The organism is Sinorhizobium sp. GQ132 (assembly GCF_059758575.1).
Map to the genome: position 1 here is coordinate 51346 of NZ_JCAXDX010000002.1, position 24971 is coordinate 76316.

At 63.7% G+C, this 24971-nt stretch carries 24 protein-coding genes; 15 read left to right on the top strand and 9 right to left on the bottom strand.

The genetic code is table 11. The features are described 5' to 3' along the window. Nucleotides 1–33: 33 nt before the first annotated feature. The 4 genes from AC6CIG_RS04335 to AC6CIG_RS04350 form a co-directional block, all read right to left on the bottom strand. Entirely contained in the window at nucleotides 34–1296 is a 1263-nt protein-coding gene (locus AC6CIG_RS04335; protein WP_127712559.1) for an ABC transporter substrate-binding protein, read from the bottom strand. A 37-nt stretch (nucleotides 1297–1333) separates the two neighbouring features. Continuing rightward, a complete protein-coding gene (locus AC6CIG_RS04340; protein WP_127712558.1) occupies nucleotides 1334–2506 on the bottom strand; it encodes a PLP-dependent transferase in 1173 nt (390 codons plus the stop codon). Then, nucleotides 2503–3219 (bottom strand): FadR/GntR family transcriptional regulator, encoded by a 717-nt coding sequence (locus AC6CIG_RS04345; RefSeq protein ID WP_018095789.1) that lies wholly within the window; start codon nucleotides 3217–3219, stop codon nucleotides 2503–2505. The genes AC6CIG_RS04340 and AC6CIG_RS04345 overlap by 4 nt, the downstream gene beginning before the upstream one ends. Nucleotides 3220–3488: 269 nt before the next feature. Then, nucleotides 3489–4181: a GntR family transcriptional regulator gene (locus tag AC6CIG_RS04350; protein ID WP_127712557.1), complete on the bottom strand. Its 693-nt coding sequence runs from the start codon at nucleotides 4179–4181 to the stop codon at nucleotides 3489–3491. A 123-nt stretch (nucleotides 4182–4304) separates the two neighbouring features. On the opposite strand from AC6CIG_RS04350, the gene AC6CIG_RS04355 reads away from it, so the two are divergent. The 5 genes from AC6CIG_RS04355 (at nucleotide 4305) to AC6CIG_RS04375 (ending at nucleotide 9938) form a co-directional block, all read left to right on the top strand. Beyond that, nucleotides 4305–5672, top strand: coding sequence for a glutamine synthetase family protein (locus tag AC6CIG_RS04355; protein ID WP_018095787.1), 1368 nt, complete (start codon nucleotides 4305–4307; stop codon nucleotides 5670–5672). Then, nucleotides 5669–6982: an NAD(P)/FAD-dependent oxidoreductase gene (locus tag AC6CIG_RS04360; protein WP_164867106.1), complete on the top strand. Its 1314-nt coding sequence runs from the start codon at nucleotides 5669–5671 to the stop codon at nucleotides 6980–6982. Before AC6CIG_RS04355 ends, AC6CIG_RS04360 begins: the two co-directional genes overlap by 4 nt. 184 nt (nucleotides 6983–7166) lie before the next feature. Beyond that, the gene (locus AC6CIG_RS04365) at nucleotides 7167–7316 is read left to right on the top strand and encodes a hypothetical protein (protein WP_018095785.1); all 150 of its coding nucleotides are present in this window, start codon (nucleotides 7167–7169) and stop codon (nucleotides 7314–7316) included. Nucleotides 7317–7466: 150 nt separating this feature from the next. Further along, nucleotides 7467–8900 (top strand): aldehyde dehydrogenase family protein, encoded by a 1434-nt coding sequence (locus tag AC6CIG_RS04370; protein ID WP_437408793.1) that lies wholly within the window; start codon nucleotides 7467–7469, stop codon nucleotides 8898–8900. Nucleotides 8901–9047: 147 nt separating this feature from the next. Further along, entirely contained in the window at nucleotides 9048–9938 is an 891-nt protein-coding gene (locus AC6CIG_RS04375; protein WP_033047352.1) for a DMT family transporter, read from the top strand. Between the two features lie 5 nt (nucleotides 9939–9943). On the opposite strand, the gene AC6CIG_RS04380 is transcribed toward AC6CIG_RS04375, so the two are convergent. Beyond that, entirely contained in the window at nucleotides 9944–11122 is a 1179-nt protein-coding gene (locus AC6CIG_RS04380) for an aminotransferase (protein ID WP_018095782.1), read from the bottom strand. A gap of 45 nt (nucleotides 11123–11167) precedes the next feature. Further along, nucleotides 11168–12235 (bottom strand): LysR substrate-binding domain-containing protein, encoded by a 1068-nt coding sequence (locus tag AC6CIG_RS04385; protein ID WP_018095781.1) that lies wholly within the window; start codon nucleotides 12233–12235, stop codon nucleotides 11168–11170. A gap of 192 nt (nucleotides 12236–12427) precedes the next feature. Between AC6CIG_RS04385 and speB the strand changes: the two genes are divergently transcribed. The 8 genes from speB to AC6CIG_RS04425 all read left to right on the top strand — a co-directional run bounded on the left by speB (nucleotide 12428) and on the right by AC6CIG_RS04425 (nucleotide 20170). Then, the gene (gene speB, locus AC6CIG_RS04390; protein ID WP_127712554.1) at nucleotides 12428–13486 is read left to right on the top strand and encodes an agmatinase; all 1059 of its coding nucleotides are present in this window, start codon (nucleotides 12428–12430) and stop codon (nucleotides 13484–13486) included. Nucleotides 13487–13655: 169 nt separating this feature from the next. Continuing rightward, the gene (locus tag AC6CIG_RS04395; protein WP_498322455.1) at nucleotides 13656–14735 is read left to right on the top strand and encodes an ABC transporter substrate-binding protein; all 1080 of its coding nucleotides are present in this window, start codon (nucleotides 13656–13658) and stop codon (nucleotides 14733–14735) included. Nucleotides 14736–14903: 168 nt separating this feature from the next. Then, entirely contained in the window at nucleotides 14904–15941 is a 1038-nt protein-coding gene (locus AC6CIG_RS04400; RefSeq protein ID WP_100671922.1) for an ABC transporter ATP-binding protein, read from the top strand. Further along, the gene (locus AC6CIG_RS04405; RefSeq protein WP_018095777.1) at nucleotides 15938–16792 is read left to right on the top strand and encodes an ABC transporter permease; all 855 of its coding nucleotides are present in this window, start codon (nucleotides 15938–15940) and stop codon (nucleotides 16790–16792) included. Before AC6CIG_RS04400 ends, AC6CIG_RS04405 begins: the two co-directional genes overlap by 4 nt. Next, a complete protein-coding gene (locus AC6CIG_RS04410; RefSeq protein ID WP_018095776.1) occupies nucleotides 16789–17589 on the top strand; it encodes an ABC transporter permease in 801 nt (266 codons plus the stop codon). The genes AC6CIG_RS04405 and AC6CIG_RS04410 overlap by 4 nt, the downstream gene beginning before the upstream one ends. Continuing rightward, entirely contained in the window at nucleotides 17586–18365 is a 780-nt protein-coding gene (locus tag AC6CIG_RS04415) for a carbon-nitrogen hydrolase family protein (RefSeq protein WP_127710233.1), read from the top strand. The genes AC6CIG_RS04410 and AC6CIG_RS04415 overlap by 4 nt, the downstream gene beginning before the upstream one ends. Before the next feature lie 158 nt (nucleotides 18366–18523). Continuing rightward, a complete protein-coding gene (locus AC6CIG_RS04420) occupies nucleotides 18524–19477 on the top strand; it encodes a ring-cleaving dioxygenase (RefSeq protein WP_437411683.1) in 954 nt (317 codons plus the stop codon). Between the two features lie 135 nt (nucleotides 19478–19612). Continuing rightward, a complete protein-coding gene (locus AC6CIG_RS04425; protein WP_100671918.1) occupies nucleotides 19613–20170 on the top strand; it encodes an NADPH-dependent FMN reductase in 558 nt (185 codons plus the stop codon). A gap of 3 nt (nucleotides 20171–20173) precedes the next feature. On the opposite strand, the gene AC6CIG_RS04430 is transcribed toward AC6CIG_RS04425, so the two are convergent. Both AC6CIG_RS04430 and AC6CIG_RS04435 read right to left on the bottom strand, forming a co-directional pair. Beyond that, a complete protein-coding gene (locus AC6CIG_RS04430) occupies nucleotides 20174–21730 on the bottom strand; it encodes a VOC family protein (RefSeq protein ID WP_127710229.1) in 1557 nt (518 codons plus the stop codon). Continuing rightward, a complete protein-coding gene (locus AC6CIG_RS04435; RefSeq protein ID WP_498322458.1) occupies nucleotides 21727–22602 on the bottom strand; it encodes an SDR family NAD(P)-dependent oxidoreductase in 876 nt (291 codons plus the stop codon). Before AC6CIG_RS04435 ends, AC6CIG_RS04430 begins: the two co-directional genes overlap by 4 nt. A gap of 207 nt (nucleotides 22603–22809) precedes the next feature. On the opposite strand from AC6CIG_RS04435, the gene AC6CIG_RS04440 reads away from it, so the two are divergent. Together AC6CIG_RS04440 and AC6CIG_RS04445 are read left to right on the top strand one after the other, a co-directional pair. Continuing rightward, nucleotides 22810–23562: a Crp/Fnr family transcriptional regulator gene (locus AC6CIG_RS04440; protein WP_018095770.1), complete on the top strand. Its 753-nt coding sequence runs from the start codon at nucleotides 22810–22812 to the stop codon at nucleotides 23560–23562. 124 nt (nucleotides 23563–23686) lie between these two features. Further along, nucleotides 23687–24073 (top strand): response regulator, encoded by a 387-nt coding sequence (locus tag AC6CIG_RS04445; protein WP_018095769.1) that lies wholly within the window; start codon nucleotides 23687–23689, stop codon nucleotides 24071–24073. Between the two features lie 13 nt (nucleotides 24074–24086). On the opposite strand, the gene cysQ is transcribed toward AC6CIG_RS04445, so the two are convergent. Further along, on the bottom strand, nucleotides 24087–24863 hold the full coding sequence (gene cysQ / locus AC6CIG_RS04450; RefSeq protein WP_127710225.1) for a 3'(2'),5'-bisphosphate nucleotidase CysQ: 777 nt from the start codon (nucleotides 24861–24863) through the stop codon (nucleotides 24087–24089). Between the last annotated feature and the right edge of the window lie 108 nt (nucleotides 24864–24971).

The following is a 24971-nucleotide window of genomic DNA, read 5'->3' on the forward strand; positions in this document are numbered from 1 at the left end:
ACCGGCGGCGGCTGACCGCCGCCGGTGCCTGCGTTACTTCTTGCTTGCGAGGTACTTCTGCTGCGCCTTGGTCAGGTAGTCGGCCCATTGATTGGCGAGCTCTTCCGGCGTGATGTCGCCGAGCAGGGCCTCCTGGGTCGTCTTGATGGCGAGCGAATCCTTGAAGAAGGCGAATTCTTCGAGATAGGTCGGCATGACCGTCAGCACGACGTCCTTGTCGGCGAGTTCGTCGAACCAGCCCTTGAACTGCGGGCTCGCATAGAAGGGGTCCTTCTCGGCCGACTTATGGACGGGCAGCGCGCCGGTGCGCTTGTTCCACTCGATATTGCCTTCCGGGCCTTCCAGCGTTTCGATCAGCTTCCAGGAGAGATCCTTGTTCTGGCTGGCGGCAAGAATCGACCAGCCGGCAAAGCCGATCGTGGTAAAGGCCTTGCCGCTCGGCCCCTTGGGCATGGTGGTGACGCCGAAATCCTCCGGCTTCATGCGCTGGGCGATCGCGATCAACGCGTCCGGATCCTGGTCGAGGAAGGCGCAGGTGCCGCTGTAGAAGCCGGCGACGATCTCGTTGAAGCCCCAGTTGACGCTGTCCTTGGGGGCGAGGCCGTTCTTGTAGAGGTCGATGACCCAGGTGAGACCCTTGATCCAGCCCTCGCTGTTCATCGTCGAGGTGCCGTCCTCGTTGAAGAACTTGTTGTCGCCGGCCATGGTCGCGCCGAACATCACCCAGCCGTTGAGACCGCCCGGACCCCCGCGCAGGCAATAGCCCGATTTGCCCGGCAGCTTGGAGACCGCCTCGGAAGCCTTGACGAAGTCGTCCATCGTCTTCGGCGGTTCGGCGACGCCCGCTTCGGAGAGCAGCTTCTTGTTGTAGAACATCGCCCGGAGATAGAAGCCATAGGGCAGCATATAGGCGGTGTCGTTGACGTCGCGGCCGAGTTCGAGCGCGCGCTCGGTGAGGCCGGGCGTGTGCTCCCACTTTTCGAGATAGGGCTCGAGGCTTTCGAGCATGCCGTTATTGGCGTAGAGCGACAGCCAGGTGTCCGGCATTTCCATGACGTCGGGGATTTCGCCGGCCGAGACCATGGTCGCGAATTTCTGGAAGGCTTCGCCCCAGGGCAGCGAAATGATCTCCACGGTCGTGCCGGGGTTCGCCTGTTCGAACTTGGCGACGATCGACTTCAGCGTTTCGGTGCGCTCGGGGCTGGTGATGACCTCGACGAGCTTCAGCTTGGTATCGGCAAGGGCGCTGCCGGCCATCAGCGTGGCAAGCAGGGTGGCGGTGATCAGTTTCCTCATTTTATCGTTCCCTTTGTTCTCGCTGGTTGCGTGTTCGTCAGCCTGATGAAGCGGCTGTCATCGCCGTTTCGAGATCGCTCCAGAGGGCCTCCGTTCCCTCCAGGCCGACATGGAGCCGTACCGACCGCGGTGAAATGCCGAAGGCTGCCGCGGAATTGGGCTCGGCTTTCTGCGCCAGGACGACTTCGCCCGGCACGATGAGGCTTTCGTGGCCGCCCCAGGAGACGCCGAGCTTGAAGAGTTTCAGGTGATCGGCGAAGCGGCGCATGTCGACGCCTTCGCGGAAGATGAAGGAGAAAAGTCCGGAGGTGCCGGAGAGACCGGGGGGCAGATGGTTGCCGAGGCCCGGGTGGCAGACGGTTTCGACCAGCGGATGCTCTGCCAGACGACGGGCGACCGCGAGCGCCGAGCGCTCATGTGCCTTCATCCGCACCGGCAGCGTGCGCATGCCCCGGATCAGCAGCCAGGCGTCGAAGGGCGAAAGCTTGCCGCCGAGATAGGGATAGGCTTCCGAACGGATGCGGCCGATCAGGTCGCTCGACCCGGCGACGACGCCGGCGACGACATCGCTATGGCCGCTCAGATATTTCGATGCGGAGTGAATGACGAGGTCGACGCCGAGCGAGACCGGCTGCTGAAACACCGGACTGGCCCAGCTGTTGTCGATGACCGTGACGATCCCCTGCCGGCGTGCGAGAGCCGCAAGCGCTGCGACATCGTGCGCGTCCATCACCCAGCTGGTCGGGCTTTCCATGTAGAAGAGCTTGGCGCCTGGAAGCGCCTTGGCAACCGCCTCTTCGTCGCGCCCGTCCACATAGGTGACCTCGATACGCATGCGCTTCAGATGCGTGCCGAAGAGGCGGAACGCATCGGGATAGACATGTTTCACGGCGACGATGCGGTCGCCCGGCTCGACGAAGGAGAGGACTGTGGAGGAGATCGCCGACATGCCGCTTGCGAAACCGATGGCGTCTTCGGCGGCTTCGAGCTTCGCCAGCATCTCCTCGAAATGCCTGACCGTCGGGTTGAGGCCGCGGGTGTAGATAGGCCGCACGCGCTCGCCCCGATAGGAAGCGACCATCTCGTCATAGTTCTTGAAGGTGAAGAGCGAGGTCTGCACGATCGGCGGTACGACTGCATCGAAAGCGTTGCTCTCGTCATGCGCGACGATAAGGGAGGCTCTCTCGAACGGATCGAGGCCGTTGTTCATTTGGACATTTCCTTGATGTCTTCCTCGACGACCGCGAGGATTTTCAGCGTTTCCGCGCGCGCGGCCTCGGCGTCCTGCGCCGCGATCGCATCGAAGAGCGTTCGGTGAAAGGGAAAGGAGCGCCTTGCGAAGTCCGAGCGGTCGAAAGGCTCGTCCCAGAAGCGTTCGAAGGCCTCGCGCATCTGTTCGAGCAGTTGCTTGAAGAGCGGATTGTGGGTCGCGTCGTAGATCGCAAGATGGAAGGCGAGGTCTTCCGGGCCGGAGGTTCCCTTGGCGAGATGGACCCGCTCCATCTCGTTGAGCTTCGTTTCGATGTTGACGAGGTCGGCCTCCGTGCGGCGCCGCGAAGCGACCATGCCGGCCTCGACCTCGATGCCGCGCCGCACTTCGAGCGTCTGCAGCAGCGCGTCGCGAAGGTGCTCCGTGTCGAGCGCCAGCGGCATGTGGATGGTTGCGGTGGAAATGGCGCGCAGGAGATAGGTGCCGCTGCCCTTGCGCGCCTCGACAACGCCGAGCGCCTGGAAATGGCTCAGCACCTCACGAATGGTGGAGCGGCCGACGGCGAGCGCCGCCATCATTTCCCGCTCGGCAGGCAAGCGATCCCCGGGGTTCAGCCCCGATCTTTGAATGAAATCGGCAAGGGCGGATATTACCTGCTGCGCCCGGTCTGCGGGCGGCAGGGGCAGGAGCATCGCTTTATCCTGCAGGGGCATCCGGTTCTCCCCAGAACCACAATTGGTCTGACATCTGAGCAATATGCAGGGGACAGGAGAGGTGGTCAAGGGCCAGATGAGCGTCGAAGCCTTGAGGTCTGCCCCTCACCCTAGCCTCTCCCCGCTTGCGGGGAGAGGAGACGAGTCCGTATCGACCCATCGAGGCTGAAGCGGAACACAGGGGTGTCCCCTCTCCCCGCGCGCGGGGAGAGGGCTAGGGTGAGGGGCAGATCAGGGTGGTTACCCTACTGGGCAGACCCAAGGCTCATTCACCGCGCAAGCGCGAGCAGCTTGCCGATCGCCTGCTGATCGAAGCCGCCGATGCCCTCGCGGATGTCGGCGGCGATGGCTTGCGCCACGGCGTCCTCGTCACGCCGTCTCAGGGCCTCGATGGCCTCACGGTGACGGTCGATGACGTAGAATTCCGTGACGTGCTCCATGGCAATGCCGAGGATCGGCCCGAGCTGGAGCCAGAGGCTCTCTACGAACGGCATGACGACCTGATCGGGATTGGCCGTATAGATCTGCCGGTGAAATTCCTGATTGGCGATCAGCGCCTGCGCCTTCTGCCCCGCCAGGATCGCGGCCTCGATCGCGTCATCCAATGCGATGATGCGGTCTATCTGCCGGTCGGAGAGATGGGCAACGGCCCTGCGCGCGGCGTGGCTTTCAAGCGCGATACGAAGCGAGATCAGCTCCTCGAAACGCGCCGGCGTGATCCGCGGCACGACGATGCGCCGGTTCTCCAGAAATTGCAGGGCGCCGATCGAGGTCAGCTGACGCAGTGCTTCGCGCACCGGCGTGGGGCTGCTCTCCAGCGCATCTGCGAGCCCGCGTATGGTGACGGAGGTTCCGGGCCGGAAGGCGCCCACCATGATCGCCTGCCTGAGACGCGCAAAGGCATAGTCGTGGGTCGTCATGCCTTCCGGCCGATGAAGGGCGGGCAGAGCAAGGGTCTTCAAGACGGCGATTCCTCCCGCACGCGGGCGTTGGAACGAGTCGATCCTGCCGACCCGGGGCAGCTTGACTTCAAAACTGCAACTATGTCAATTTCCCGATAATGTGATCACAAAAAGAAATACGATATGTCAATCGATGCGGACGACCCGGAAGTGTTCCAGTCCTGGCTTGAACAGAACGGCCCGATAGAAAGTATTCAGGCGGTGATTTGCGACCTGAACGGCATCATGCGCGGCAAGCGGGTGCCGGTGGAACAGGCCAGGAAGGTGCTCGGCGGCGGCATCCGCATGCCGCTCTCGATCGTCGGCGTCGACGTCTGGGGTGAGGACATCATCGGCAGCGCGCAGGTCTTTGCGACCGGCGACCGCGACGGCATCTGCGGCGTCACGGGGCGAGGGGCCCTGCCGGTCAACTGGACGTCGCGGCCGAGCGCGCTGGTTCCGCTCTGGCTGTTCGTCGAGAACGGCAGGCCCTTTCTTGCCGATCCGCGCCAGGCGCTCGCGGCGATCATGCGCGAATATCGCGAACTGGGGCTGCGCCCGGTGGTAGCGACGGAGCTGGAATTCTATCTCATCGATCCCGAGCCGGACAGCGCCGTCCCGCCGATCTCGCCCTATACCGGCAAGCGGCTCGATTCCGACGCGATCCTTTCGATCGACGAGCTCGACGATTTCGGCGAGTTCTTTTCCGACGTCTACAGGGAGTGCGCGCGGCAGAACGTGCCGGCCGATGCGGCGATCGCCGAAAACGGCATCGGCCAGTTCGAGATCAATCTGCTGCACAGCGACGATCCGCTGAAGGCGGCGGATGACGCGATCTTCTTCAAGCGCATCGTCAAGGGGGTCGCCCGCAAGCACGGGCTCGCGGCGACCTTCATGGCCAAACCCTACGGCACCCGTTCCGGCAACGGCATGCACATCCATTTCAGCCTGCTCGACGAGGAAGGCAACAACGTCTTCGACGACGGCAGCGACGAGGGATCGGCCGTGCTCAAGCATGCGGTGGCCGGCCTCCTGCGCGGCATGGCCGAGACGACGCTTATGTTCGCCCCGCACTTCAATTCCTACCGGCGGCTGCGGCCCGACACGCATGCGCCGACCTCGATTTCCTGGGGTTACGAGAACCGCACCTCGGCAATCCGCATCCCGGGCGGCAACCCGGCGGCGCGGCGGATCGAGCACCGCGTCGCGGGTGCCGACGCCAATCCCTATCTCGTCATCGCCGCGATCCTCGGCGCGGCGCTCGTAGGCATCCGCAACAAATGGAAGCCGCCGGCGCCCGTCGAGGGACGAGCCTATGCGACGGAGAAATTGCCCAAAATTCCTGCCGATTGGGGGCAGGCGGTCGACGCCTTCGAGGCCGGACCGATCGCCGCCGAGATCTTCGATCCCGTGCTTCGCTCCATGCTGATCGCCTGCAAGCGCCAGGAGATCGCCGGCTTCGCCGAGCAGGTCACGGATTACGAATTCAGCGCCTATCTGGAAATCGTCTGATGGCACCGAAGCAGAAATCCTATGCCGGGGACGGCAGCTACCCCACGAGCTATTACGCCGCCTCGCGCAACATCATTCGCAATCCGGTCAGGCTGGAAGGCCGGATCGAAACCGACATCTGCATCGTCGGCGCGGGGTATTCGGGCCTGTCCACGGCCATTCATCTTGCCGAAAAGGGCTACAAAATCACCGTGGTCGAGGGTGCGCAGGTGGGCTGGGGCGCCTCCGGACGCAACGGCGGCCAGATCGTCAACGGCCTCAATGCCGGCCTGTCGACGATCGAGCGCCGCTACGGCGAGGATGCCGCCCGCTTCATCGGCGGCCTTGTGCAGGAAGGCGGACGGATCATCCGCCGGCTCGTCAGCGAGTATCGGATCGAGTGCGATCTGAAGCCCGGCAATATCTATGCCGCCTATACCGGAGCCCACATGAAGGAGCTCGAGGCCAAGCAGGCGCTCTGGCGCAAACACGGGATGGACGATCATCAGCTTCTCGACCGCGAGGCGCTGCGCAAGCTCGTCGATTCCGAGGCCTATTGCGGCGGCATGCTCGACACCACCGGCGGCCATATGCATCCGCTCAATCTGGTGCTCGGCGAGGCCCGCGCCCTGGAGAGCCTCGGCGGCGTGATCTACGAGATGTCACCGGTGACCCGTGTCGACCACGAATCGGCCCGGCCGACCGTCCATACCGAGGGGGGCGAGGTTTCCGCCCGGATCGTCGTGCTTTGCGGCAACGCCTATCTTGGCGATGCCGTGCCGAAGCTCGCCACCCGCGTCATGCCCGTTTCGACCCAGATGATCACCACCGCGCCGCTCGGCGAGGAGCTTGCCCATTCGCTGATCCCGAGCGACATGTGCGTGGAGGACGTTCGCTACATTCTCGACTATTTCCGGCTGTCCGCCGACAAGCGGATGATTTTCGGCGGCGGCACCGTCTATGGCGGTACCGACCCGGCGGATGTCGTGGCAAAGCTCAGGCCAAATCTCGAAAAGGTCTTTCCGCGGCTCAAGGGCGTGAAGATCGACTATGCCTGGAGCGGCAACTTCGCACTCTCCTTCACGCGCGTGCCGCAAATGGGGCGGATCGGCAGCAATACCTATTTCGCCCATGGCTATAGCGGTCATGGCGTGACGGGCTCCCACCTTTTCGGCCGCACTCTTGCCGAAGCGATCGACGGGGACGCGGCGCGCTTCGATGTCTTCGCGAAGCTGCCCTGGTATCCATTCCCCGGCGGACGGATGTTCCGCGCGCAGTATTCGACTGTCGGATCGTGGTGGTACATGCTCAAGGACGCCGTCGGCTGGTAGCCGGGGCGATCGCTCCTGGGCATCGGAGACCTCGAAAGAACCGTGTATTCCGCGCTGCCCGGCAGGCCGGTTAAACGAATTTTTCATTTCTCGTTTGATCCGTGGCAAAAAATTATCTAGGAATTCGATCAAGAATATAGGAGAACAACGGCTACAGGCCACGCCCCAACAGCGGAGAGACATAATGAACGCGACCAAGGCGATGACCCAATCCCGCTATACCGTCTACCGGGCTCGACCAGCCCGTCGTCCGACTGCCAGACACTTTACCCAGGCCATCGCGGTGGCTGCAGCCTTCACTTTCATCTGCGCGCTCCTCATCGGCGCGTTCTGATTTCGCAACGGCTGCAGGTGCTCATGCATCTGCAGCCGTTCATCGGCCGGTGCCGTTTCCCGACACGCTCCCTTCCGCTTTTCCGCCCTTGTCCGCGTGCAGCCGCCGTCGTAGCCTTGCCGGCGGAAATCAGACGGGATGGAGGAGCGAATGCTCGACAAACGGAAATTCTACATCGACGGCAAATGGGTTGAGCCGGCCACGCAGAACGATCTTCTGGTGCTCAATCCGGCGACCGAGAAGCCGATAGCGGTTATCTCGCTCGGCACCGCTGCCGACGTCGACCGGGCGGTTGCAGCCGCCAAGAAGGCATTCGCAAGCTATAGCCGGACGAGCGTCGAGGAACGGCTGGCGCTGCTCGAAAAGCTGCTCGCGATCTACAAGCGGCGTTACGATGAAATGGCCGACACCATCACGGCCGAACTCGGTGCGCCGAGAACGATGAGCCGCGAGCAGCAGGCGGATGTGGGCGTCGGTCATCTTCAGGGCTTCATCGATGCCCTGAAGCGCCTGAAACTCAAGGAAAAGCTGCCGAACGGCGACACGCTCCTGCGTGAGCCGATCGGCGTCTGCGGTCTCATCACGCCGTGGAACTGGCCGGTCAACCAGATCGCGCTTAAGGTCGTCCCGGCGCTTGCGACCGGCTGCACCTGCGTCCTGAAACCCAGCGAATTCACGCCGCTGAACGCCATGCTCTACGCCGAGATGATCGAAGAGGCGGGCTTTCCGGCCGGCGTCTTCAACCTCGTCAATGGCGACGGCATCCATGCCGGGGCTGCGCTGTCGAAGCACAAGGACATCGACATGATGTCCTTCACCGGTTCGACGCGGGCGGGTATCGCCGTCAGCAAGGACGCCGCCGATACGGTCAAGCGCGTTACGCTCGAACTCGGCGGAAAGTCGCCGAACATCGTCTTTGCCGATGCCGATATCGAGGAGCGGGTGACCGCCAGCATTCTCGAATGCTTCAACAATTCCGGCCAGTCCTGTGATGCCCCGACACGTATGCTCGTCGAGCGCAGCGCCTATGACGAGGTCGTGGAAATCGCCAGGCGCGTCGGCATGGAGGCGAGGGTCGGCGATCCGACGAAGGATGGCTCCCATATCGGCCCGCTCGTCAGCCATATTCAGTTCGAGCGGGTGCAGGCGCTGATCGAAGCGGGCGTTGCCGAGGGCGCGACGCTCCTGGCCGGCGGCCCCGGCAAGCCGGAAGGCTTCGAGACCGGATATTTCGTCCGGCCGACGATCTTCGCCGATGTCGACAATTCCATGCGGATCGCGCGCGAGGAAGTGTTCGGACCGGTGCTTTCGATCATTCCCTTCGATACGGAAGAGGAGGCGATCGCGATCGCCAACGACACGAATTACGGCCTCGCGGCCTATGTCCAGACGCGCGACCGCGAAAGGGCGGAGCGGCTGGCATCGCGTCTCCGCGCCGGCATGGTGCACATCAACGGCGGTCCGCACCGCTACGGAAGCCCCTTCGGCGGCTACAAGCAGTCCGGCAACGGCCGGGAAGGCGGGATGTTCGGGCTCGAGGACTTCCTGGAGGTGAAAACGGTTCACCTGCCGGACGCAGCCTGACGGGTCGTCTCTCCCACGGCCGCACGTTTGCGCGTGTGGTCGTTTTTCGCCTATCGGGCGAATTCGGCTGTCGCTTGCGGCGGGATTCTGATAGCTGGCTTGCCGCGCGCCGGTTCTGCGCGCGCTTCCCAGCCATCGGACATCGCCGTGACCCAAGCCGCCAGTTCCGCCGCTCCCCGTAACAGACTTGCCATGGCCGCGCTCATCATCGGCGGTGCCGCCATCGGCGGATCGCCGATCTTCGTGCGGCTCTCGGAAGTGGGGCCGATGGCCACTGCCTTCTGGCGTGTCGCGCTGGCGCTGATCCCGCTGCTGGCCTGGTCACGGCTGCGCGGCGGCGCAGTCGCGGACAAGCCCCCGCAGCGCCTGTCCGATTACGCTCAACTTGTCCTGCCGGGCGTATTTCTCGCCATCGATCTCGCAGCCTGGCACCTTGCGCTCACCATGACCTCGGTCGCCAATGCGACGCTGCTTGCCAATCTGGCGCCGGTCTTCGTGACGCTTGCCGGATGGGCTCTGTTCCGCTCGGCGGTCAGCGGCATCTTCCTGGGCGGCCTCGCCACGGCGATCGTCGGCGTGGTCGTCCTGAAAGGCGGTCCGGCGGCACTCGGCGGCGGCGATCTCGCCGGCGATGGGATCGCTATCGTCGCGGCCGCGTTCTATGCCGGCTACATTCTCGCAATCGGGCGTCTGCGAAGCCGCTTCAGCACAAACCGGATCATGATCTGGAGCACCGCATCGGCAGCCGTTTGCATGCTGCCGATGGCCCTGTTGGCCGAGCAGTCGCTTTTCCCGACGAGCGCCTTCGGCTGGGCCATGCTCTTCGGACTTGCCTTCGTGAGCCACGCCGGCGGGCAGGTGGCGATCACCTATGCGCTCGCTTTTCTGCCGCCGGCCTTTTCTTCGCTGACGCTGCTCCTGCAGCCGGTCGTGGCTGCGCTGCTCGCCTGGGTTCTGCTGAGCGAGCCGGTGGGCGCCATGCAGGCGATCGGCGGCGCGATCGTGCTGATCGGCATCCTGATCGCCCGCCGCGGCTGAGCCACTCAGATACCCGGCAGCTCGAATCGCGCGAGGCGCTCTTCGAGCTTGAGGATCGTCGCCACGTCCGCATTGGCGAAGGCGAAGCGCAGGTAGTTCTCCTGACCCTCGCCGAAATAATCGCCGGGCAAGCAGAGGACGCCGGCGAGCTTCGCCAGCTTCTCGGCGACGAATTGCGACTCGATATCGGGGAAGGGGTGGCGGATATAGGCAAAATAGGCGCCCACTGCCTGCAGGTTCCATTGCGGCAGCCGGGTCATGATCGTCCTCAGCGCCTCGGCGCGGGCGGCGATTTCGGCGCGGTTGGCAAGCCGCCAGTCGGCAAGCGCCGGTATCGCCCTCGCGACGGCCGCCTGGGGGGAACGCGGGGCGCAGATCTGGAGATTGTCCATGATCTTGGCGACCTGCTCGACCACCTGCGGTCCGGCGGTGATTGCGCCGAGACGATGGCCCGGAATGCAGAAGGACTTCGAGAAACTGTAAAGACCGATGAAACCGTCCTCCCAGCCCGGGGTTCGAAGCAGGCCGTGCGGCGCGGCGGCCGCATCCGGCAGGAAGTCGCGATAGGTTTCGTCCAGAATGAGCCAGGTTCCGTTCGCGCGGCAGAGCTCGTAGATGCGCTGCAGCAGTTCGGGCGGGTAGACCGCTCCCGTGGGATTGTTGGGCGAAACGAGCGCGAGTGCCCGGATGCCCGGCCGCAAGGCAGAGGCGATGGTCTCGACCTCGGGCAGGAACCCGGCGCCCGCATCGAGCGGCGCAAGCTCGACATCGATCCCCAGCATCGCCAGCGTGGTCTCCTGGTTGAAGTAATAGGGATTGCTCATCAGCACCGTATCGCCGGCCCCGGCAACGGCCATGGCGGCACAGATGAAGGCCTGGTTGCAGCCGGAGGTGATGTGGACGTTGCCGGCGGCGACCGCCGCGCCATAGAGCGATGCCACGTGCTCGGCATAGGCCTGGCGCAGTTCCGCTTCACCCTCGATCGCTCCGTAGCCCGTGTAGGCCGCCGACGCCGCGGCTTCGCCCAGCCATTTCAGCATGTCGGGATGAGCGGGATAGCCGGGCACGGCTTGGGAGAGGTCGATCAGGGGACCTTTTGCCCCGTCATAAGCCTTCGCCCATGCGAGCACCGAGGGTATCGGCGGCGGCGAGAGCTTTTCGACGAGGGGATTGAAATGCGGCATGGCGGATTTCCTGTTGTTGAAGCGGACGGGATTCTCAGCCCCGCATCATGATTTGATTTTGCGCCTCTGCGGACGTTCCGGACGCCGGTTGCGCGGCGGGGAACGGGGCTGAAGGCTCTTCGGTGTTGTCTTGCGGCCGGCATCTTCCGGCTTCGGCATGCGGCTGCGGATGATCGTGCGGGCGGACATCTGCAGCTCCGGCATCGGATCGCTTTCGAGAGCGGCAAACAGCCAGTCGATGAAAACGCGGACGATCGGCGCGGCGCGAACTTCATTACGGCAGGCGACGAAAAAGGCGTCGTTGGCCGGAACCGTCAGGTCGAAAGGGGCGATCAGCTCGCCGCGGGCGATCAGGCTGCCGGCGGTGATCGTATCGCCGAGCGCAACGCCCTGGTTGTGCAGGGCCGCCTCGGTCGAAAGCCGCGCATCGCTCATGAAATGCTGGCGACCGCGCTGGAAATCGATCGCGTCGGCTGCGGCGAGCCAGGTGTTCCACTCGCGGCCGTCGTCGCCATGCAGCATCACGTGGTCGCGGATGTCCCGGATGGATCGCAGCGGCCGCATGTTGAGGAGCGTCGGGCTGACGACCGGGAAAAGCTCGAGCCGGCTCCAGAGCCTCGACCAGCAGTCCTGCCAGTTGCCGTCGCCATAGAGCAGGCAGACGTCGACGTCCGGGGAATCGAGGTTCGCCTCGTCATTGGAGGCGATCAGCCGCAATTGGACATCGGGGAACTGCTCGGTAAAGAGGTGCAGGCGCGGAATCATCCAGAAGGAGAGCAGTGCCGGGACGCAGGTGACGGTGAGTTCCCCGCTCGTCGCGGGCCGCGTCATCGCCGCCGTTGCCGCGGCGATCTCGGCGAAGGCATGCGTCACCGCAGGCAGGAGCAGCGCGCCCTGCGGCGTCAGCTTCAGCCGCTTGCCGCCCCGCTCGAAAAGGGGTGCGTTGAAGGAGAGTTCGAGCGCGCGGATCTGATGGCTTACTGCGCCGTGGGTGACGTTGAGCTCACGCGCCGCAGCGGAAACGGAGCCGCGCCGGGCGGTGGCCTCGAAGGCGCGCAGCGGATTCAGCGGAGGCAGGCGGCTCGACAAGAAGAAGCTCCGGAGAGGCGGCATCTATGTGAATTTTTCTCACATCAAACGGTATAACAATGTCAATTGCTTTTCCAGAAGAATTGTCTCCTAATATGCGCAACAAAGGCAAAAGCCGGGGAACCTGATTGCGCCGCTTCAGATCGGCACACCGCAAGTCGTGAATTGCGGTGCATCATGTCCCAGCCCCGGCCGAACGATACGGAGGTCCGGCGCATGGCTTGGGATGAACAGAAGCTCAACGCATTGAAGGCGAAATATGGCGAGAGCCATGGCGGCGAGCTCTTCGATCCGACCTTCCGCAAGGTCGCGGACAAGATTTTCACGAAGAGCGGCACGCGGCTGGCGCCCTATTCCGGCATTCCGACGTTCCTGACCGCACCTCACATGCCGGTCGATGCCGATGAGCCCGATTTCGGCAATCTTCAGGTGGCGATGATCGGCGTTCCCATGGACCTCGGCGTCACCAATCGTCCGGGATCGCGCTTCGGACCACGGGCCCTGCGCGCGATCGAGCGGATCGGGCCCTATAATCACGTGCTCGGCTGCGCACCGGTGCACGATCTCAGGGTCGCCGATATCGGCGATGTTCCCTTCCGCAGTCGCTATCGCCTCGAAATCAGCCACGAGGACATCGAGAAGCGGATCAACCAGATCGTCGATGCGGGCGTCGTGCCGCTCTCCGTCGGCGGCGACCATTCGATCACCCATCCGATCCTCAAGGCCGTGGGCAAGAAGCAGCCTGTCGGCATGATCCATATCGACGCGCATTGCGACACGGGCGGCGCCTTTGACCTGACCAAGTTCCACCATGGCGGCCCGTTCCGCAACGCCGTCCTCGACGGTGTGCTCGATCCGACCCGCGTCATCCAGATCGGCATCCGCGGCTCGGCGGAGTATCTGTGGGAGTTCTCCTACGAGTCCGGCATGACGGTCGTTCATGCGGAGGAGGTCACCGGAGTGGGTATTCCGGCGATCATCGAAAAGGCGAAGAAGATCGTCGGCGACGGTCCGACCTATCTCTCCTTCGACGTCGACAGCCTCGACCCGAGCTTCGCGCCGGGCACCGGTACGCCGGAAGTCGGAGGCCTGACGACGCGTGAGGTGCTGGAGTTGATACGCGGGCTGAAGGGCGTCAATCTCGTCGGCGGCGACGTCGTCGAGGTGGCGCCGCAATACGACACGACCACCAATACGGCCCATGCCGGCGCCCAGGTGCTCTTCGAGATCCTGAGCCTGATGGTCTTCAGTTCGGCCGTTGCCGGCAAGGGCTGATGCGCGGATGAACGATCCGAAATCGATGCGCATGGCGGGCACGAGCGGATCACGATAATCTATTGCCAGATCATTTTCCTTGCTGAAGCGAAGCGGGGACAAAGGGCGCAGGGAATCAACTAGAACAAGGGAACGCGGCGCAATCCGCCAAAAACAAAGGAGACATGCGATGATCACCAATTCCATCAAGCGCCGCACGCTGCTCGGTGCGGGGCTTGCCGGCGCGTCGATGCTGGCAATTCCGGCGGTGCTGAGGGCGCAGGACAAGTCGCTGAAGGTCGGCGTCTATGGCGGCTACTTCAAGGACTCATTCGACAAGAACATCTTCCCCGAATTCACCAAGGCGACCGGCATCGCGATCGAATCCGTCGCCGAGCCCACCGGCGAGGCATGGCTCGTCCAGCTCGAACAGGCCGCCCGCGCCGGCCAGGCGCCCGCCGACGTTTCCATGATGTCTCAGGTGGCAATGCTCAAAGGGCAGGCGACCGACCTCTGGACGCCGATCGACATGGCCAAGATCAAGAACGGCTCGAACCTGCTCGACCGCTTCGTCAACAAATATCCGGACGGCCGCATCGCCGGCATCGGCGCCGTTTCCTGGTACATCACGCTGGTGACCAACACCGACGTCTACAAGGAGGCACCGACCTCGTGGCAGGCGTTCTGGGATCCGGCGAATGCCGACAAGCTCGGCCTCCTGGCGCTGGTCTCCAACTCCTTCCTGCTCGAAGTGACAGCCAAGACCTTCATGGGCGGCACCAATGCGCTCGACACGGAAGAGGGGATTCTCAAAGCGTTCGAAAAGCTCGCCGAAGTGAAGCCGAACGTCCGTCTCTGGTACCGCGACGAAGCGCAGTTCGAACAGGCGCTGAAGTCGGGCGAAATCCCGATGGGGCAATATTATCACGACGTGACGGGGCTTGCCGCGGCGGATGGTCATCCGGTGCGTTCCACCTTCCCCAAGGAGGGCGGCATCCAGGATTCCGGCTGCTGGGCGCTTTCGCGCGCGTCGCAGAAGGTCGAGGAAGCCCACATCTTCATCGATTACATGTGCCAGCCTGCGGTTCAGGCGACGCTCTCGCGCAAGGTCGGCACCTCGCCGACGGTCAAACGCGAGTCCACCGATCTGACGGATAAGGAATTCGCTGCCGTCTCCTCGGACATCGAGCCGATCGTTCCGCGCTACGATCTCTATCAGACGAAGTCGGATTGGCTGAACCAGAAGTGGACGGAACTGATCGTCGGCTGAGGCCGGCCATAAGCGGCCGCCTCGGTATCCCGGGGCGGCGCAGCGTATTGCGCGACCTTAAACCGGAAGCGGTTTAGGGATAAGCTGATTTGGAATTTTGAAGTGTCACCGCGGCAGCGTCTGACGTGGCCGGTGACATCCGCGCATGAGGCGCGAAACGGGGAACATATGTCGGGACTTGCCCTTCAAAACGTCGTCAAGGAATTCGGGTCGTTCAGGGCCGTCAACGATGTCGACTTGATGGTGCCGCACGGCACATTCGTCTGCATGCTCGGGCCGTCGGGCTGCGGCAAGACCACCCTCTTGCGCATGATCGCAGGTCTGGACCTGCCGACCTCGGGCTCCATAGGGCTCGACGGCGAGGACATCACCCGGGTTCCCACGCATAAACGCAATCTCGGCATGGTGTTCCAGTCGCTGGCGCTGTTTCCCCACCTGACCGTCGGCGAGAATATCGCCTATCCGCTGCGCATCCGCGGCGCGCCCAAGGAAGACCAGAGGAAACGGGTCGACGAGCTGCTTTCGATGATTCACCTGTCGGGCTATGCCGACCGGCCGGTCTCGAAGCTCTCCGGCGGCCAGCGCCAGCGCGTGGCGATAGCCCGGGCGCTGGCGATTTCGCCGAAGCTCTTTCTGCTCGACGAGCCCCTGTCGGCGCTCGACGCCAAGCTGCGCGAGGCGATGCAGGTCGAGCTCAGGCAGTTGCAGCAGAAGCTCGGCATCACCACCATCGTAGTCACCCACGACCAGCGCGAGGCGATGACCATGGCCGATACGGTCGTGGTCATGAACGGCGGCGAGATCCGGCAGGCTGCCTCGCCGATCGAGATCTATCGCCGGCCGGCCGACAGCTTCGTCGCCGATTTTATCGGGCAGACCAATCTGATCGAAGCGGAGGCGGACACTTCGGGCCGCGTGACGGTGCTCGGTCAGCCGGTGCCGGGCCTGCAGTTGCCGCCGGGCGCGGCGAAGGCGATGCTTTCGATCCGCCCGGAAGACGTGCACCTGACCGCGCCGGGTACCGGAGCGCTTTCCGGCACGGTGACCTTCGTGCGCGATCTCGGGGGCACGATCGAGACATTCGTCGATGTCGCCGGCCGGCAGATCGTGGCGGTCTCGACGCCGCGCGCCCGGCCGCAGGTGACGGTCGGCCAAGAGGTCGGCGTCGCTCTCACGCCCGATGTCTGTGTGGTGCTCGCCAGATGAGACGCGAACCGCCCCGAACCTTCGGTGATTACCTGCCGATCCTCTTCCCCGCGGGAATGCTGACGATCTTCTTCGTGGTGCCCTTCGGCACGATGATCGCAGTCAGTTTCTTTCAGCGCCAGCAGGGCGGCTTCTATACGCCGGCCTTCGTCTACGACAATTATGCCCGCTTCCTCTCGGCCTTCTTCGGCGGCGTGCTCGGCTTTTCCCTGATGCTGGCGATCGCGGTCGCCGCGTGCTGCGTGGTCTTGGCGCTGCCCTTCACCTATCTGCTCACGCGTATGGCGCGCCGGGTGCAGGTCGTGTGGCTCGTCGCTCTGCTCTCCGTGCTTTCTCTCTCCGAAGTCATCATCGGTTTTGCATGGTCCACCCTTTTCTCGCGCACGGCCGGCATTACCAACATCCTCGTGGCGCTCGGGCTCATGGGTGAGGCGAAGGCGCTCACGCCGAGTTTTGCCGCTGTGCTGACCGGCATGGTCTATCAGGCCTTTCCCTATACCGTGCTCGTGCTCTTCCCCGCGCTCGTGCGCCTCGACCCGACACTGACGGAAGCCGCCCGCACACTCGGTGCCTCGCCGCTCAGGGCCTTCTTCACCGTCGTCGTTCCGGCGTTGAGAAACACGATCACCGCGACGCTGATCATGGTCTTCATCTTCGCGCTCGGCTCCTATCTCCTGCCGCAACTCCTCGGCCGGCCGCAGCACTGGACGTTGTCGGTGCTCATCACCGATCAGGCGATCTATCAGTCCAACATGCCCTTCGCCGCGGCGATGGCGGTGTTTCTCGTCCTGGTGACGCTTGGGCTGGTGGCTCTAACGGTCATCGCGGGACGGAAGGGAGAGGCGGCATGAGCACCATTTTCCGCAAGGTCTACTTCTCCCTGATCGGGCTCTTTCTCGCTTTGCCGCTGATCGTCGTCGCCGGCGTCTCGGTCAACGCCAAGCAGACGCTCGCCTTTCCCCCCCAGGGTTTCTCCACATCCTGGTACGGGGAAATCTTCCTGAACCCCGAATGGCGCAGCGCGCTTTTTGCCTCGGTGACGCTGGCGCTCCTTTCCGCCGCACTTGCGGTCGCGATCGCGCTGCCGCTTGCCTGGTTCCTCTGGCGGCGCGTCGCGCCATGGGCGAACATCTTCCAGCTTCTGGGGGTCGCGCCCTTCACGCTGCCGCCGGTTATTACGGCGCTCGGCCTGCTCACCTTCTGGGCGACGGCCGGCTTTTACGGCCAGCCCTGGACCGCCGTCGTCAGCCACGCGATCTTCTTCGTGACGCTGCCGCTCGTCACGCTGTCTCTCGGCTTCACCTCGATCGACCGCTCGCTGGTCGAGGCGGCCTCGACGATGGGCGCGGACGACCGCACTGTCTTCCGCACCGTCGTTCTGCCGTTGATCCTGCCCTATATCGTTTCCGGCTATGCCTTCGCCTTCGTGCTGTCGCTCAATGAGTATATCGTCGCCTACATGACCGTCGGCTTCACGATGGAGACGCTGCCGATCAAGATCTTCAACGCGCTTCGCTACGGCTATACGCCCACCATGGCTTCCGTGACGATCCTCTTCGTCACGACGGCCGCGGTCATCTTCAGCCTCGTCGCCCGCTTCGGAGACCTGCCGAAGCTGCTCGGCGCCATGTCGTCGGACGGAAAATGATGAAGTTCGCTGCCCTGCAGATGAAGAGCATTGGCGGCGACGTGGCCGCCAATCTCGCCCGCATCGAGCGGGCGGCGATCGCGGCTTGCGGGAAGGGGGCGAGCCTGCTCGTCGCCCCCGAACTCGCAATCACCGGCTACGGCGCGGGGGAAGCCATCCGCAGGCTCGCGGAGCCGGCGGATGGGCCGATCGTTCGAGAATTAGGGCGCATCTCGCTGCAAACCGGCATCGCCATCGTTGCCGGGTTCGCGGAGCAGGACGCGGGTGCCATCTACAACAGCGCCGTCCACGTCGACGGCGATGCCACCCCGATCGTCTATCGGAAGTCGCATCTCTATGGCGATTACGAGCGTTCGCTCTTCACGCCAGCGGAGCCCTCGACGCGTCTGTTCAACCACCGCGGCGTCACTTGCGGCATGCTGATCTGCTACGACGTCGAATTCCCCGAAAACGTCCGTCGCCTGGCGCTTGCTGGTGCCGATGCGGTGCTGGTGCCGACGGCCCTCCCGGCCGGATGGTCCGGCACTTTCATCACCGACCATATGATCCGGACGCGGGCCTTCGAGAACCAGCTCTTCGTCGCCTATGTCAACCACTGCGGTTCGGACGACATGTTTTCATTTGCGGGACTCTCGCTGATAGCGTCACCGGATGGCCAGGCACTGGCAAAGGCCGGTTCCGCGGATGAAACCCTGATCTTCGCCGAAATCGACCCGCAGGCATTTGCCATTTCCCGGGCGGAGAATACTTATCTCATGGACTTGAAACGCGGCTGATCTGCCAGATCGTTCTTAATCGGAGAACAATCCGTTCGCGTCGTCCCCCTTTTGGAAACGCTCGGTCGGATCGATATTGTGCTCAACCGAAATGCCCGCCCTGCAGCGCCGCGCAACTGACGCAAAAGGCGCTGCAGCATAGCGAATAGGAGGCAATCATGAGCTTGCAACTGACTGGTATTCACCATCTGACCGCGATAACCGCCAATGCGCCGGAGAACCTGCGCTTCTACACGCGGACGCTGGGCCTCCGCCTGGTCAAGAAGACCGTCAACCAGGACGACACGACGGCCTATCATCTCTTCTATGCCGACGGGCAGGCGACCCCCGGCACGGATCTGACCTTCTTCGACTGGCCGGTCGGACCCGAAGGACGCGGCACGCACAGCATTTCGCGGACCGGGCTTCGAGTCGGCAGCGCAGAAACCGTGCGGTGGTGGAAGCGCCGTTTCGATGAGTTGGAGGTCGCTTCCGGCGAGGTCGCCGAAATCGACGGCCGTATCTCCCTCGATTTCGAGGACGGCGAGGGCCAGCGCTTCCGGCTCGTCGACGACGGTGGATTGGCGCCGTCCCACCCTTGGGAAAGGAGCCCGGTTCCGGCCGAGCACCAGATCAAGGGCCTTGGGCCGATCACCATCAGCGTGCCGGACATCAGCAACACCGCGCTCGTGCTGACGCGTGTCATGAACATGGCCGAACTGCGGAGCTATCCGTCACCCGATGGTGTCGGAGAGGTGCATGTCTTCTCGATGGGCGAGGGTGGGCCGGCGGCCGAACTGCATGTAGCGGTCCAGCCCGATCTGCCGGCCGCTCGCCAGGGGGCGGGCGCCGTCCACCACGTCGCTTTCCGGGCGCCGGATGTCGAAACGCTGCATCGGTGGACGGAGCGCCTCGGCGAGTTCCGCCTGCCGTCGAGCGGCGAGGTCGAGCGGTTCTACTTCCGTTCGCTCTACTTCCGCGAGCCGAACGGCATCCTTTTCGAGATCGCCACCGACGGGCCCGGCTTTGCGGTCGACGAACCGATGGAAACCCTTGGCGAAAGCCTATCGCTGCCGCCGTTCCTCGAGCCGATGAGGGCTCAGATCGAGGCGAGACTGAAGCCTCTGGAATAACGGCTGCCGTTCTCGCCGGGCCGCGACATGAAGAGCCGGAAGCGATTCCGGCTTTCCTTTTGCCGCGAGCCCGCTAGTTTTTTGACTGACGCGGGATTTGCGCGGCATCGCGCCAGCGAAAGGAATTTGTCGTTCATGACCAAGCTTCTCGGCATATCGGGCAGTCTGCGGAAGGCCTCCTTCAACACTGCATTGCTCAAGGCCGCACAAGCGGTGGCGCCGGACGGGGTGGAATTCGAGACCGCGACCTTGCATGGCATTCCGCTGTATGACGGAGACGTGGAGGCCGAAAGCGGCGTTCCGGCCGCTGCGGAGGCGTTGAAGCAGAAGATCGTCGCGGCGGACGGCGTCATTTTCTTCACGCCGGAATACAACAATTCGGTCCCGGGTGTTTTCAAGAATGCGATCGACTGGCTGAGTCGCCCGCCAGCCGACATAAAGAAGGTCTTCGGCGGCCGGCCGTTCGCGCTCGCCGGCGCATCTTCGGGAAGCTTCGGGACCATTCTCAGCCAAAACGCCTGGCTGTCGGTGATGCGGACGCTCGGCGCCGAAATGTGGTCGGGCAAGCGGCTGATGGTGCCGAAAGCCGATACATTGTTCGACGGCGACGGACAGCTGAAGGACGATCAGACCCTGGAGAGGCTGCGCGGCTTCGTACAGGCCTTCGCCGATCACGTCGCCGGCAAGGCATGACGCTCAGAGGCCGGATTCCGCGAGCCAGGGCCGGATAACGGCGATGTCTTCGACGCCTATTCCGTGGCCGGTATCGAGGTCGACTTCCTCGAAATCGGCTCCGCTGGCCCTGAGCGCCGTCTTCAGTTCCGGCGCGTGCTTGCCGTAGGGATCGTCCTTGCCGGTGAGCATCAGCACTTTGGTGCCCGCAAGGTCCGGTTCCGGCGCGCTTTCGAGCGCCGCCATCGCGCGCATCAGCACCGCGTTCCTGACAATGCCCGGGTGGAGATGCAGCACCGCGGCGAGCAGGTTGGCCCCGTTCGAGTAGCCGATGAACACGGTCTTCTCCGGGTCGAGGCCGTAGCTCTCGCGCGCGCCCTCGACGAAGGCGGCAAACGCTTCCGCTTCCGAGCGAATGTCCTGCTGGTCGAATTTCGTCATCGAAAAGCGCCGGAACCAGCGCGGGAAGCCTTCCTCGGTGCTGCGGCCGCGCACGCCCAGGAGAGTCGCATGCGGATCGAGCTGACGCCCGAAGGGCAGCATATCGATTTCGTTGCCGCCGCTGCCGTGCAGCAGCACGAAGGTACGATCGTTCGCCTTTTCCGGACGGTGGAACCGATGGATGAAAGGAAGCTCGCGCTGCGGCACCCTGGGTTCGCCGGGCAGCGCGAATTGCGGCAGCCTGACCAGCGTTGCCGTGGGATCGCTCGCCAGATGCGGGGGCAGGAACAGCGTCGTGCCGAGAGCATCCGGAGCTTCGTCGACGGTAAAGCCGGGCCCGTCCGTAGCGAGCTCGCAGAGCGCACCGCCGGGCTCGCGCACATAGAGCGAGAAGAAATATTTCCGGTCATGCGCATTGGTGGCGCCGGCGTGCTCCTGCTCGAGATCGGCTCTCACCGCAAGCACGGTCGCCTCATCGGGGGCGCGGAAGGCGATGTGGTCGATCGTGCCGGTACCAGGGGCGGCACTCCAGAAGCCGCCGGCATCGCGGACATCGATCACGTCCCCGGACGAGGAGGTGAGGCGACGGATGCTCTCCGTCGCTCCGGTCTCGGTGTAGCCGAAGTGGTTTTGAAGGAAGTGCGCCGTGTCTTTCGGTTTTTCCGTGAGCACCGTCGCGCCGCGTAAGCGGCGGATCGAGTCCGTTTCGGGGATGTCGTCTCCCGCCCAGGGCGCAGGCTCCGCAAGCGCGTTCGTTCCCACCAGCTTGACGATCACGCCGTCCGGGTCCTTCAGACGCAGGACCGGTTCGCCGAATTCCTGCGACGGGCCGGTCGCCTGGATGTTGAACTTCAGCGCTCGCGTCATCCAGTAGCCGATGCTGTCAGGCGGAATGGCGAAGGCGATCTCGCTCGGCTGGCCGTGACCGACCCGGCCCGGAGAGCCGTCTTCCCAGACCAGGAAACTCACGAGAGAGCCCGGCGAGCCCGCGGCGTCGCCGTAGAAGAGATGCAACTGATTGGGATCTTCGTAGCCGCCGGTCCGCTTGACGAGGTGCAGCCCCAGGAAGCCGACATAGAAATCGACGTTGGCCTGTACCTTGCGGGCGATCAGGGTGATGTGGTGAATGCCGCTCGTCACGGTTTTGTCCTCCCTGTCGTCGTCCCGGCGAGAAACGACTGGAAGGCTTCGCCGTAATCCGGGTGCCAGCGTGAAAGCGGCGGCCGGTTTTCGACGATGTCTCCCGCTGCCCAAAGGATGCGCTTTTCATCCGTTGAACGCGCGACCTCGTTGTCGGGGCAAAGGATATAGAAGTCGCCGCGGGCAAGGCTCTCCATCATGAAGTCCACCGTCTGTTCCGGTGTCCAGGCGCCCGCCGGCTTTTCCGTGCGCCCTTGCGCGGTGAGAGACGTGTAGACGAAACCGGGGATCAGCAGATGCGCATTGACCTTGCAGTCCTCGGTATTACGCAGTTCGTGCTGCAGGGCCTCGGTGAAGACCTTCACGCCGGCCTTCGACAGATTGTAGGCCGGATCGCCGGGCGGCGCGGTGATGCCCTGCTTGGACCCCGTGTTGATGATCAGCGCGGGCTCTCCATGGGCGATCATTGCCGGCGCGAAAATGCGCGAGCCGTTGATGACGCCCCAGAGGTTGACGTCGATCACGGCCTCCCAGTTTTCCAGTGGGCCGAAAACAGAGCTGCCAGGCTGGATGCCGGCATTGTTCATCAGCACATGCACGTGTCCGAAGCGCTCTTGCGTGGAACGCGCCAGAGCCACGAGCTCGTCGGCCCGCGACACGTCGGTTTCGACCGCGGCGACATCGCCGGAGCCGCCCGGAGCCGCCTTCGCTACCTCGGCCGCCGCCGCGTGCAATCTCTCGCCGCCGAGATCGGCGAGCACAACCTTCATTCCAAGGCTGGCGAAGCGCCGCGCCGAGGCAAGGCCGATGCCGGAGGCGGCGCCGGTCACGACGGCGACGTTGTTCTTGGCTATGGCGGAGTAGGACAGCATGGTTTCGATTCTGCTTGGAACGGATCAGCCAGACATAGGGTCTGCGCGCCGGCAAGTCCATGAGACTGCGTGGAGCGCGACGGGAAAAATGCGTGCTGCGTTGCCACGATCACCAGCTTTCGTCTTCGGTCTTGTCGTTCTTTTGCACCATGCTAGTGTGTCAAGTCTGCCCCATCCGCTCCGGTCCGCCGGGCCTCGAGATACTTCATGATAACCGAAGGCAAATTCAACAAAGGCACGCCCTGCAAAGAGTGTCCCTTGCGCCCGCTTCCGCTGTTCCGCCCCTTCAAGGCGGAAGAACTTGCATTCGTCTCCCACTTCAAGATCGGTGAGCTCGTCTTCGATGCGAGCGCGACGATACTCGCGGAGGGGGAGCAAAGCGAGCATCTGTTCACCGTGCTTTCCGGATGGGGTTTTCGCTACAAGATGCTCGATGACGGCCGGCGGCAGATCCTGAACTATGTGATGCCGGGCGATATCGTCGGGCTGCAAGGCACTCTCATGGGCGAGATGCAGCATTCGATCGAGGCGCTTTCGCCGGTCGTGCTCTGCGTCTTCCAGCGCGACAGGCTCGGCGAACTCTACAGGCAGCATCCCGACCTCGCCTACGATCTGACCTGGATCGCAGCGCGTGAGGAGCGTATGCTGGACGAGAATCTGCTGAGCATCGGCCGCCGTTCCGCTCTGGAGCGTGCAGCCTACCTCATCGCCTTTCTTTACCAGAGGGCCGTCACGCTGGAGCTCTTCCGCGGCGGCTGGACCGTTATTCCCGTCACGCAGCAACACGTTGCCGACACGCTCGGCCTCTCGATCGTCCACACCAACAAGACGCTGAAGAAGCTGGCGGCCAGGGGCCTCCTGCGCTGGGCCGAGAAGGGTTGCGACGTCCACGATATCGACGGCTTGCTTGCGCTTGCCGGCTGGGACGGATTCAGCGAGCCGAAGCGGCCGCTGATTTGATGCGAATCGTCATGCGTCAAATTACGTACAACATGTCTTTTTTAAATGCGCCCGGCCCCCCGGGTGTTCTATTAGCCGCTTCTCTATGGTCTCGGAAAATCGAGAGGCCGAGGGTGCAGATATAATGCCAGTCAGTCAGGTTCCGCCGGCCATCAAGTCAGTCCTCGTCCTCGAGGATAATTTCCTTATCGCTCTGGACATGGAAGAGATGCTCGTCGCTCTCGGGGTGACGAGCGTTCACGTCGCCACCACCAAGGCAAAGGCGATGGAACTCATCGCCGATCATACGTTCGATTTCGCAATTCTCGACATCAATCTGGGGGACGACACGAGCTTTGCCGTTGCCGATGCGCTGATGGCGCGGGGCATCAGCTTCGGCTTCACCAGTGGCTACGGGGAACTGTTGGCGCTGCCGAGCCATCTTCGCGATGTTCCGAGGATCGACAAACCCTTCAGCGAAGGAACGCTCAGCAGCCTAATCGCCACGGCCGCCTCTTCAAGAGACATGTGACTGCCGTTGCGGCTCACGCCCTGCCGCGCGAGATGAACCAGGGATTGGCGAAGTCGACGTCATCCGGTTGGTTGCGTTTGCCGTAGCCGAGCGGATTGCCCGCCATTGTAAGCGTCTGGCCACCGGCCGCCCTCAGGATCGCGTCGCCTGCCGCGGTGTCCCACTCCATCGTCCGGCTGAAGCGCGGATAGATGTCGGCAATGCCTTCCGCCAGCAGGCAGAACTTCAGCGACGAGCCCACGGCCTCATGGTCGCTGATGCCCTGATCGGTGAGGAAGGAGATCGTTTCGGGGCTGTTGTGCCAGCGGCTGGTCAGCGCCATCGGCCGGTCGCCGCAGCGGCGGCAGCCGATGGTGGTCCATTCGCCCGTGACCTGGCCATCCTCGACGGCCGCCTTCTTCGCCATGCCCGCGGCCGCCGAATAGATGAGGCCGAGAGCCGGTGCATAGACGACGCCGGCGACGGGTGCGCCGCTTTCTATGAGGCCGATATTGACGGTGAAATGGCTGTTGCGCTCGACGAATTCCTTCGTGCCGTCCAGCGGGTCGACGAGGAAGAAGCGCGTTCCGGCGATATCGGCAACGTGGCCTGCGGCGACCTCCTCCTCCGCGACGACCGGTATATCCGGGAAGGCGGCCGCCAGATCGGCAAGGATGATCTGCTCGGCGCGGTGGTCCGCATCGGTCACGGGCGAGGCGTCAGCCTTGTAGGTGACGGCCGGCCCGGCCCGGTAAATTTCCAGAATTGCTTGTCCGGCGGCGAGCGCCGATGTCTCCAGTATGTCCAGCATTGCTTCCTGTTCTTGCGGTCGAGGCGATTCGCTTTGGAGCGCTTCGCCTCTTATCAGACGGGCAACGGCCACTGTAGCACTTGAATTGCTGCGCGGGTCATTTGCCGC